General features: G+C 73.6%; 10 protein-coding genes. 2 read left to right on the forward strand and 8 right to left on the reverse strand.

What is annotated here, in order from left to right:
- A partial coding sequence (gene trhO / locus CWC38_RS09885; RefSeq protein WP_121846581.1) for an oxygen-dependent tRNA uridine(34) hydroxylase TrhO occupies positions 1-858 on the reverse strand: 858 nt, incomplete at its 3' end.
- Positions 859-1,024: 166 nt separating this feature from the next.
- Entirely contained in the window at positions 1,025-1,720 is a 696-nt protein-coding gene (locus tag CWC38_RS09890) for a trimeric intracellular cation channel family protein (protein WP_240625202.1), read from the reverse strand.
- Positions 1,721-1,818: 98 nt separating this feature from the next.
- Between CWC38_RS09890 and CWC38_RS09895 the strand changes: the two genes are divergently transcribed.
- Together CWC38_RS09895 and CWC38_RS09900 are read left to right on the forward strand one after the other, a co-directional pair.
- Complete coding sequence (locus CWC38_RS09895) at positions 1,819-2,262, forward strand: GNAT family N-acetyltransferase (RefSeq protein WP_121846582.1); 444 nt, start codon at positions 1,819-1,821, stop codon at positions 2,260-2,262.
- Positions 2,255-3,631, forward strand: a complete 1,377-nt coding sequence (locus CWC38_RS09900; RefSeq protein ID WP_121846589.1) for a carboxylesterase family protein — start codon at positions 2,255-2,257, stop codon at positions 3,629-3,631. Before CWC38_RS09895 ends, CWC38_RS09900 begins: the two co-directional genes overlap by 8 nt.
- A 28-nt stretch (positions 3,632-3,659) precedes the next feature.
- Here CWC38_RS09900 and CWC38_RS09905 read toward each other — a convergent pair whose 3' ends face one another.
- The 6 genes from CWC38_RS09905 to CWC38_RS09930 all read right to left on the reverse strand — a co-directional run.
- Positions 3,660-4,238 carry a mismatch-specific DNA-glycosylase gene (locus CWC38_RS09905; protein WP_121846583.1) on the reverse strand — a complete coding sequence of 193 codons (579 nt, stop codon included), beginning with the start codon at positions 4,236-4,238 and terminating at the stop codon, positions 3,660-3,662.
- A 90-nt stretch (positions 4,239-4,328) separates the two neighbouring features.
- Positions 4,329-5,177, reverse strand: a complete 849-nt coding sequence (locus tag CWC38_RS09910; protein WP_121846584.1) for an EamA family transporter — start codon at positions 5,175-5,177, stop codon at positions 4,329-4,331.
- Between the two features lie 44 nt (positions 5,178-5,221).
- Positions 5,222-6,049: an alpha/beta fold hydrolase gene (locus CWC38_RS09915; protein ID WP_121846585.1), complete on the reverse strand. Its 828-nt coding sequence runs from the start codon at positions 6,047-6,049 to the stop codon at positions 5,222-5,224.
- A 122-nt stretch (positions 6,050-6,171) separates the two neighbouring features.
- Positions 6,172-6,690 carry a DUF2231 domain-containing protein gene (locus CWC38_RS09920; RefSeq protein WP_240625203.1) on the reverse strand — a complete coding sequence of 173 codons (519 nt, stop codon included), beginning with the start codon at positions 6,688-6,690 and terminating at the stop codon, positions 6,172-6,174.
- A gap of 123 nt (positions 6,691-6,813) precedes the next feature.
- Positions 6,814-7,200: a DUF3072 domain-containing protein gene (locus CWC38_RS12715; RefSeq protein ID WP_121846586.1), complete on the reverse strand. Its 387-nt coding sequence runs from the start codon at positions 7,198-7,200 to the stop codon at positions 6,814-6,816.
- Positions 7,201-7,573: 373 nt separating this feature from the next.
- A partial coding sequence (locus tag CWC38_RS09930) for a SelB domain-containing protein (RefSeq protein ID WP_121846587.1) occupies positions 7,574-8,745 on the reverse strand: 1,172 nt, incomplete at its 5' end.

Here is an 8,745-nt window from a genome sequence, read left to right on the forward strand (position 1 = left end):
AGAGAGGACCCCGCTGCCCGTGCAGGTCTCGCAGCACAGGAACAGCGCACGGCACTCGCCGTTGGCGCAGTTCACGAACCGCGGTGTGGGCTCTCCACACTCGGCGCACCGGCCCAGTGAGCGGGCCTCCGCGGAGAACTCGGTGTGCATGCGCCGGTCGAACACGTACAGGGAACCGTCCCACAGTCCGTCGTTGCCGTACTGCTCACCGTAGCGAACGATGCCCCCGTCCAGCTGGTACACGTCCTGGAACCCGCGGTTGCGCAGCAGCACGCTCAGCACCTCGCAGCGCACCCCTCCGGTGCAGTAGGTCACCAGGGCCCTGTCCTTGAGGTGGTCGTACGCTCCGGACTCGATCTCCCGCAGGAAGTCCCGGGTGGTCTCCGCGCGCGGGACGACGGCGCCGCGGAACCTCCCGATCTGCGCCTCCAGCCGGTTGCGGCCGTCGAAGAACACCACGTCCTCGCCGCGCTGCTCCACCAGCTCGTGCACCTCGTGGGGCGCAAGGTGCGTGCCCCCACCCTCGACGCCGTTCTCCGTCACGGTGATCAGGTCCGGGGCGTCGAAGGTCACGAGCTCCGGGCGGACCTTCACGCTCAGCCGGGGGAAGTCCTCCCCCACGCCGTCCGACCACTTCACGTCCGCGTGCTTGAAGGGCGCGTACTCCCGGAGTCCCCGCACGTAGGCCTTCACCTCTCGGATGTCCCCGCCGACCGTGGCGTTGATCCCCTGCTCCGAGACGATGATGCGGCCCGTGACCCCTGTCCGCTGCGCGAGGTTCAGCTGCCACAGCTTCACGGCTTCCGGGTCCGCGAGCGGGGTGAAGACGTAGAACAGCACGATCTTGGGGAGGGACATGTGCTCCAGGGTAGTGGGGCCGGGCGGCGTCGTCGTGGTGGGCGCCGCCGTCGGTGGACGGCGCGCGAGCCGGGCTTCGTCCCGTGGGGCCCGCTCCCACGGCCGGTGCGGGCGGCCCGGTTCCACCACGCACGCCGCGTCCGCGCGAACGGCGGTGGTCCCGGCCCTACGTGCCGTCGTCGTCCTTGCGCGTGGCGGGCCTGCGGCGCAGCTTCGTGAGGGCGCTCGGGCTCAGGTTCGCGGGGCCGGGCAGCCGCCAGCCGAAGCGGCGCGCGGCCACGCTGACCACGGCGCTGAGGACGATGGCCCCCGCCATCCCCCACGTGGGGTGGCCGAGCCCCACGAGCAGGGCCATGAGGGTGCTCGCGAGCAGGGCGCTCGTGGCGTAGAGGGTGTTGCCCCCGAAGATCGCGGGCAGGCGACCCACCGCGATGTCACGGATCATGCCGCCGCCCACCGCCGTCACCACGCCCAGCAGGATGGCCGGAGGCCAGGCCAGCCCGGCGCCGAAGGCCTTGACGGTTCCGGTGGCCGCCCAGCACCCCACGGACAGGCAGTCCGCCACGAACAGGGCACGGAACGTCCACCTGCTGCTGAAGGCCATGAGATATGCGACCAGCGCACCCACCAGCGCAGTGGTGAGGTAGGCGGGGTTGGTGAGCGCAACCGGGAAACCATGCTGCAGGAGGGTGTCCCGCAGCATGCCACCGCCCAGACCCGAGATGATGGCCAGCACCACGAACCCCACGAGGTCCATGCGCAGCTGCCGGGCCACCACCCCGCCCAGGATGCCGTTGGTCAGCACACCGAGCAGGTCCACGACGTCGAAGACGGCCTCCGGTTCGATGTCCACCGTGCTCACTCCCGTCCTGCCGGGCCGGACCGTCCCGGCGCCCCGCCCAGCATAGGTGGCCCTGCGGCGTCGTTCTGCATGTCGGCGCGGTGCGCCAGGATGGTCGCATGACAGACGTGCGCCCCGGATACACCCTGCTGGACGGCCCGCCCACGGTGGCGGAGTACATGCGCCTGCGCCGGGAGACCGGGCTGAGCCCCACCACCGAGGAGCAGGCCCGCGCCGGGATCCACGGTGCGTGGCGCGCGGTCCGCGTGCGGCACGAGGCCACGGGCCACGTGGTGGGGATGGGCCGCGTGATCGGGGACGGCGGCTGGTACTTCCACGTGGTGGACATGGCCGTTCTGCCCGCGCACCAGGGGCAGGGGCTCGGGGGCGCCGTGCTGGAGCACCTTCTCACCGCGATCCGGACGGACGCACCTCCCGGGGCCTACGTGAGCCTCATGGCGGACGGTCCCGGGCAGCCGCTCTACGCCCGCCACGGGTTTGCGGACCGGGCACCGCACACCATCGGCATGAGTCGGCGGCTGGACGGTGGGCGGCATGGCTGAGGGCCCGCGCCACGCCGCGGGTGTCACCTCGTCCGGGTCCGGGGCCCCGCAGTGGGTGGCGCCGTGCGGGACCGTGACCGGTTGGCGGGACGGGCCCGTGGACCGGGCCACCGGCATCAGGTACGCCACGGCGGAGCGCTACGAGCCCCCGCGGGCGGTCGGGGCGCCGTCGGCGGCCATCCGTGCCACGGACCCGGCACCGGCGTGCCCGCAGCCGCCCATGCCGTTCCTCGACGACGTCGTGGGCAGCACGCTGGGGAACCTCCCGCAGGACGAGGACTGCCTGCGCGTGTCCGTGACCGTGCCCGCGGACACGCCTCCGGATGCGAAGCTGCCCGTCATGGTGTGGATCCACGGCGGCTCGTACGCTTCCGGGGCCGGAGACGCGCCGTTCTACGACCCCGGTGCGCTGGTGGCGGAGCAGCGGGTGGTCGTGGTGAGCGTGACCTACAGACTGGGCCTGCTGGGGTTCCTCGGGGACGGTGAAAGGATCCCGGCGAACCTCGGGCTGCTGGACATGGTGGCCGCCCTGGAGTGGACGCGCGAGAACATTGCCGCGTTCGGCGGGGACCCGGACAACGTCACGGCCTTCGGGCAGTCCGCCGGTGGCGACGCCGTGGCCCACCTCATGCTGGTCCCCCGCGCCCGCGAGCTGTTCCACCGGGCCATCATCCAGAGCGCGCCGTTCGGTCTGCTGGCCGGCCGCGCGAGGATGAGCGCCCTGATGGCCCGGACGGCGGCTCCCCTCGCCCGGGACGCGCCCCTGGACGAGGTGCGCGCCATGCAGCAGCGCGTCGCGAAGGCCGCCGGACGGCACGGGCTCAAGGGTCAGATGCCGTTCGGACTGCAGTACGGCATGGATCCCCTCCCGCCCGAGGCGGAACTCGACGCCGCGTGGCGTGAGGCCGCACCGCACGTGGATGTCCTGGTGGGCAGCACCACGCGGGAGGCCGCTCTCTTCGCCGCGAGTGTTCCCGCGCTGCTGTCCCCCATGCGGCACTCCCGCAGGACGCGGCACGTGGACCGGTTCTTCGTCACCCCGTTCACCCGGCGGATCTACGGCAGGGGTGCGGCGGGGTTCGCCCAGCGGCACGTCCAGGCGGGAGGCACCGGGTGGCGCTACGAGTTCTCGTGGGGTGTGGGCCGCAACCCGGTGGCCGCAGCCCACATCTCCGAGCTGCCGCTGCTCTTTCCCGGTCAGGGTGCGTGGAAGCGCACGCCCCTCACGGACGGCCACACCTGGGCGCAGGTGGTGGACGACGGCGCCCGGCTGCGTCGCGCGTGGGCCGGTTTCGCCCGCGGGGAGGCACCGGCCAGTGATCGGGAGGCCGGGTTGCGGGTGCTCCCCCTCGTGGACCGGATGCGGTGAACCACCGGGGCAGGGAGGTTTCAGCCGCTCAGCGGGCACCCGGTGGCAGCACACCCGCGGCCCGCGCGATCTCCCCGTAGACCGCCGCGAGGTCGTCCAGGGACGAGTGGGCGTTCAGCCCACTGGGATTCGGTGCCACGAACAGCTGGGTGCCCGGCCACGGCGATTCCTGCGGCCCCGTGGTGGCCTTCGGACGGTCGAACGCGGCCCGGTAGGCGGTGATGCCCAGCACCGCCACCACCGCAGGACGCTCCCGGCGGACGAGCCGGTCGAGGCGTTCCGCGCCCTCGTGCAGCTCCTCACGGGTCAGCTCGTCGGCCCGCGCCGTGGCACGGGGGCACACGTTGCTGATCCCGATCCCCCGGCCCGTGAGCTGCGCCAGGTCGGAGTCCTCGTAGCCGCGGGCGGCGTCGATCAGCGTGTCCGTGATCCCCGCGCGGTGCAGTGCCGGGTAGAAACGGTTGCCGGGACGCGCGAAGTGGGCCCCCGTGGCCGCGGTCCACAGCCCGGGGTTGATCCCCACGAACAGCAGCCGCAGCGGGCGCGGCAGCAGGTCCGGCACCGTGCGGTCCCGGTAAGAGTCGAGTTCGGCGCGCGTGAATCCCATGGCTGGTCATGCTAGGCGGGAGCGCAGACACCCGGGCCCGTCCCCCGCCCCGTGTCCCTGAACGGGACGCCGCGGCGTTGTCCCCATGCCTCAGCCCAGCGGAGGACGCGACGCCGCCGGCGGGCGCCCCGAGCGCACCGCGCCCACGCTGGCCACGATCACCAGCGCCATGCCGCCGACCTCAACCGGCCCCATGGCCTGGCCCAGGATCACCCAGCCCACGAGTGCGGCCACGGCGGGGGCCAGGCTCACGAGGATCGAGAACGTCTCCGCGGGCAGACGACGCAGCGCGAGCAGCTCGAGCGCATAGGGCACGGCCGAGGACATGAGCGCCACGGCGAGACCCACGAGCAGCACACGAGGGTGGAGAAGTGCCGCGCCGCCGCTGCCGATCCCGAAGGGCGCGGCCAGCACGGCGCCGATCACCATGGCGAGAGCGAGCCCGCGAATTCCCTCGAAGCTGCGGCCAGCCTGGCGGGACATCATGATGTAGAGCGCCCACATGCCGGCCGCGGCGAGCGCGAACAGCACCCCCGCCGGATCCGGCGCACCGGTCCCCGGACCCGCACCGCTGAGCAGCACCACGCCCGCGAGTGCGAGGAGCGCCCACACCGCCCAGGCGGGCCTCCGGGAGATCACCACGGACAGCAGCAGCGGTCCGAGCAGCTCGATGGTCACGGCCACCCCCAGCGGCAGCCGGGCGATGGCCTGGTAGATGAGCATGTTCATGGCCCCCAGGGCCACACCGAACCCCAGCACCACACCCATGTTCGCCCGGGTGACGATGCTCGGCGAGGGCCGCACGACGACGCACAGCACCGCCGCGGCCAGGGCCAGTCGCAGGAAGACGGCGCCCAACGCCCCGACCTCCCCGAAGAGGCCCACGGCCACGGCGGCGCCCGTCTGGGTGATGAGGGCGGCCGTTGCCACGAGGGCCATTCCCTGGGCCGGGGACGAGTCCCCCGGGCGGGATGGGCCCCTGCTCACCGCTCTGCGAGCAGGAAGGCCCGCAGGGCCATGATGACCTCGTCCGGGCGGTCCGCGTGCACCCAGTGGCTCGCCCCGCGCACGGTGGTGCGCACGGTCCTGGGGAACAGCGCGCGCATGGCGGGGGCGTCCGCCTCCTTGATGTACGGGGAGTTCTCCCCCGCCATCCACAGGACGGGCCCGGTGAAGGTTCTCCCGGCCACGTCCTGATCGGGCCAGCCGCCCACCGTGTCGAGCTGGTCGTGCAGCAGGTCCAGGTTGGGCTGCCAGGCGAATCCGCCGTCCCGGTGGCGCAGGTTCTGCAGGAGGAACCCGCGGACCGTGTCGTCCGGGATGTCGGTGCGCAGAGCGGCGTCGGCCTCGGAACGGTGCGTGATCCCGGAGAGGTCCAGGCGCTTGAGGGAGCCCAGCAGGTGCTCGAAGTTCCCGCGGGACGCGGTGGCGTCCGCCTCCTTCGAGTCCACGGGCGCGATGTCCTCCACCACGAGCCGGCGCACCAGCTCCGGGTGGCGCAGCGCGAGGACCATGGCCACCTTGCCGCCCATGGAGTGCCCGAGCACGTCCACGGGGCCGTCCGCCGCGAAGCCCCTCCGCAGCTCCTCGGCCACGGTGTCCGCCATGGCGGCGTACGCGAATGTCTCGGTCCACGCGGAGTCGCCGTGGTCGGGCAGGTCCACGAGCAGGCAGCGGAACTCGGGCTGCAGCCCCTTGGCGATGTTCGTGAAGTTCTTGCCGCGCCCGAACAGCCCGTGCAGGAACACCAGCGGGTGCTCGCCGGAGCCGATGGGCGTGGTCTTCAACGTGGGTTTCGCATCCTGAGGCACGCGGGTCAATCTACTGCGCGCCCGCAGACCCCCCCAAAGCCGACGACGCCGCCCCGCCGGGCACCGCGCCCGGGGTCCGGGCCCACCGAGCACGGGCGCGCACGCCAGCACCGGCACCGCGGTCAGTGCGGGAAGTTCCCCCACACCAGCTGCGCCCCGGCGTGACCGGTGAGCGCCGTCATCACCAGGGCGAACAGGGCGACGAGCACGGCGAGGACCCGCAGGACGAGCACGAGGGTGTCCCGGCGGGCGAAACGCTGCGGGGTGAGCCAGCGCTCCGCCGCGTACAGGCAGACGCCGGCTCCCAGGCACAGGCCCACGGCCACCACGAGCAGGTCCGCGTACTGGGCGTGGGGTCCGACCTCCCCCGGGGAGTGCTCGCTCAGGCCCATGGCGGGCAGCAGCGCCTCTCCCGTGCTCTTGGCGACCACCGAGGCGAGGAAGGCCACGGCGGTGACCCCCACCGTGACGGCGCGCAGCCGAGCGCGCCAGCGGGGCACGAGGGCCCACAGCAGGAGGAGGACCGCCCCGAGCGGGACGGCCACGACGGACAGATGGACGAGGAGTGGGTGGGCGGGCAGTCCCGCAATCGTGGTGAGCACCCGCTCATCCTCGACGTCGTTCCCGTGCGCCACAAGCATGGTGAGGCTGTCCTGGCTCCGGGAACTCCCAGGCGGTGCCCCGAACCCGTGGATGCCTGGGAGTGGCACGGCAAACGCCCCGCGGCACCCTGGGAAGGGGCTGCGGGGCGTCCGTGAGAGGTGTCAGTTCGAGGTGCCCTTGAGCCGCTCGATGTGCTCGGAGGCCTGCGCCTTGGTGAGGTCCGCGGGCAGCTCCTCCCCGGCCTGCTTGGCGAGGGTGTCCAGGTAGGACTTCTGCGCGGCGGTCATGGGCTCGTCGCCGCTGACCCAGTCCGAGGGGTCCTTCTCCAGGGTGGAGTCCTGGGCGTCCCCGGTGGCGCCGATCGTCTCGCCCTGGGGCGCGCCGTTCTGCCCTGCTCCGTTCTGAGCGGCACCGTTCTGCCCTGCTCCGTTCTGAGCGGCACCGTTCTGCGTGGCCGCGTCCTGCGGCACCGCCCCGTCCGGGGTGCCGTTCTCGAGCGGCGGCTGGGCGTCCTGGCCCTGGGGATTCTGTGCGGGGATCTCGGTCATGACTGCTCCTTCGTGAGCTCCGGGCCGTTCGGACCCGGTGAGTGCGGTCGTGGAGTGGGCGGGCGCACGCGGCCCCGCGTGGTGCGGGGCGGGTTGGTGGCCCCGTCGTGCCCTCGACGGTAGCCGCCCCGGGGCCTCACGGGCAGGAGGTTTCGCTCACGGCGCGCACGGAGGGACTGACGCTTTTCTGCCCCACGGCCCATGCGTCCCCTGGGAGGCAAGCCCCGGAGCACCGCTGTGCCGCTGGACCGCCGTGCGGCCACGCGGTGGGCAGGTGCCCCACCCCGAGACCCGCGGGACCAGCGTCCCGACACCTGCACGGGCACCGCGCCTGCGGGCCCGGCAGCCGGGCAGGACCTCAGCGCACCGCCCCTCAGCGCACGATGCTCCGGCGGGTCCCGTCCTCGCGCCGCGTCCAGCCCTTCGCGTCCAGGTACTCGAGCAGCGGGATGGCCACGCGGCGGGTGGTGTCCCACGCCTGCCGCGCCTGGCTCGTGGTGAAGGGCTGCGGCAGCCGGGCCAGCTCGCGCATGGCGAGCGCGGGCGCGGAGGGCAGCAGGACGACGTCGCCCGGCAGCCTCAGCAGCCTGCCCACCCGCTGCGCCGCGGCGAGTTCGCGCGGGCCCAGGTGCAGGTCCGCCAGCTCGTACGCCTCCGGAGCGTCGAAGGGCCGCGCACGCAGCCTGGCCTCCGCCTCCGCCACCCCCGGCTCGGCGGCGCCCAGCCCGGTGGACCGGCCGGGGACGGTGAGGAAGCCGTCGCGCTCCACGAGCCCGGCCGTCCGCACCACGGTGTCCAGCAGCTCGGACCCCGGGGTTCCGAGAACGGCCGCGGCCGCTCCCCGGGGCAGACCGCGGGAGAGGGCGTCCCGCTCGTGGGCGGAGTTCACGGCCCGGGTCAGGGTCTCGGCCCACTCGGCCAGTCGGGGCGCGTGGAGCCACCAGCCCTGGGCGAGCACCACGTCCGCGGAGGGCGCGGCGGTGTCGGAGACGTCGAAGCCGAGCAGCCGCAGCTGCTCGACCGGCACGGCCCCGAGCTTGACGGTCTCCGCCACGGGATCGCCGTGGTCCGGAACCGTGGCCAGCCGGGCCGCCTCACGGGCAGCGGCGCCCCGTCGGTCCAGCGCCGGGGGGTCGACGTCCAGCACCCGCGCACCGCCCACGGCCACGCGCGCCCCGGGGCAGCGCAGCACCAGGCAGTCACCGGGCACGAGCACGAGAGGGTGCTCCAGCTGGAGACGGGCGTGGTCCGCGTCCAGCGGCCGGATCCGCGCCCCCACGCCCGCGGTGCCGGCGTGGACCACGACCTCCTCGGGAACCTCCGTGAACGGGGCTCCCCCGTTCCGGCGGACCTCCAGCACATCCGTGACGGGCCACGCCTGCGGGGTCACGAGCGCGTCCCCGCGGTGGATGTCCCGCCTGCTGGTGCCCCTCAGGTTCACGGCCACCCGGTTGGTGGGCCCGATCTGCTGCACCGAGCTGTTCTGGCTCTGCAGGGAGCGCACCGTCACGGTCTCCTCCCCCGCCGCACCCCGCAGGCTCAGGC

Source organism: Kocuria tytonicola, assembly GCF_003687455.1.
GTDB lineage: Bacteria > Actinomycetota > Actinomycetes > Actinomycetales > Micrococcaceae > Kocuria > Kocuria tytonicola.

Bases quoted from the DNA above. Each gene is read 5' to 3' on its own strand.
- CWC38_RS09895 (WP_121846582.1), top strand. From the start codon at position 1,819: ATGACAGACGTGCGCCCCGGATACACCCTGCTGGACGGCCCGCCCACG.
- CWC38_RS09900 (WP_121846589.1), top strand. From the start codon at position 2,255: ATGGCTGAGGGCCCGCGCCACGCCGCGGGTGTCACCTCGTCCGGGTCC.
- CWC38_RS09905 (WP_121846583.1), bottom strand. From the start codon at position 4,238: ATGGGATTCACGCGCGCCGAACTCGACTCTTACCGGGACCGCACGGTG.
- CWC38_RS09910 (WP_121846584.1), bottom strand. From the start codon at position 5,177: ATGGCCCTCGTGGCAACGGCCGCCCTCATCACCCAGACGGGCGCCGCC.
- CWC38_RS09920 (WP_240625203.1), bottom strand. From the start codon at position 6,690: ATGCTTGTGGCGCACGGGAACGACGTCGAGGATGAGCGGGTGCTCACC.
- CWC38_RS12715 (WP_121846586.1), bottom strand. From the start codon at position 7,200: ATGACCGAGATCCCCGCACAGAATCCCCAGGGCCAGGACGCCCAGCCG.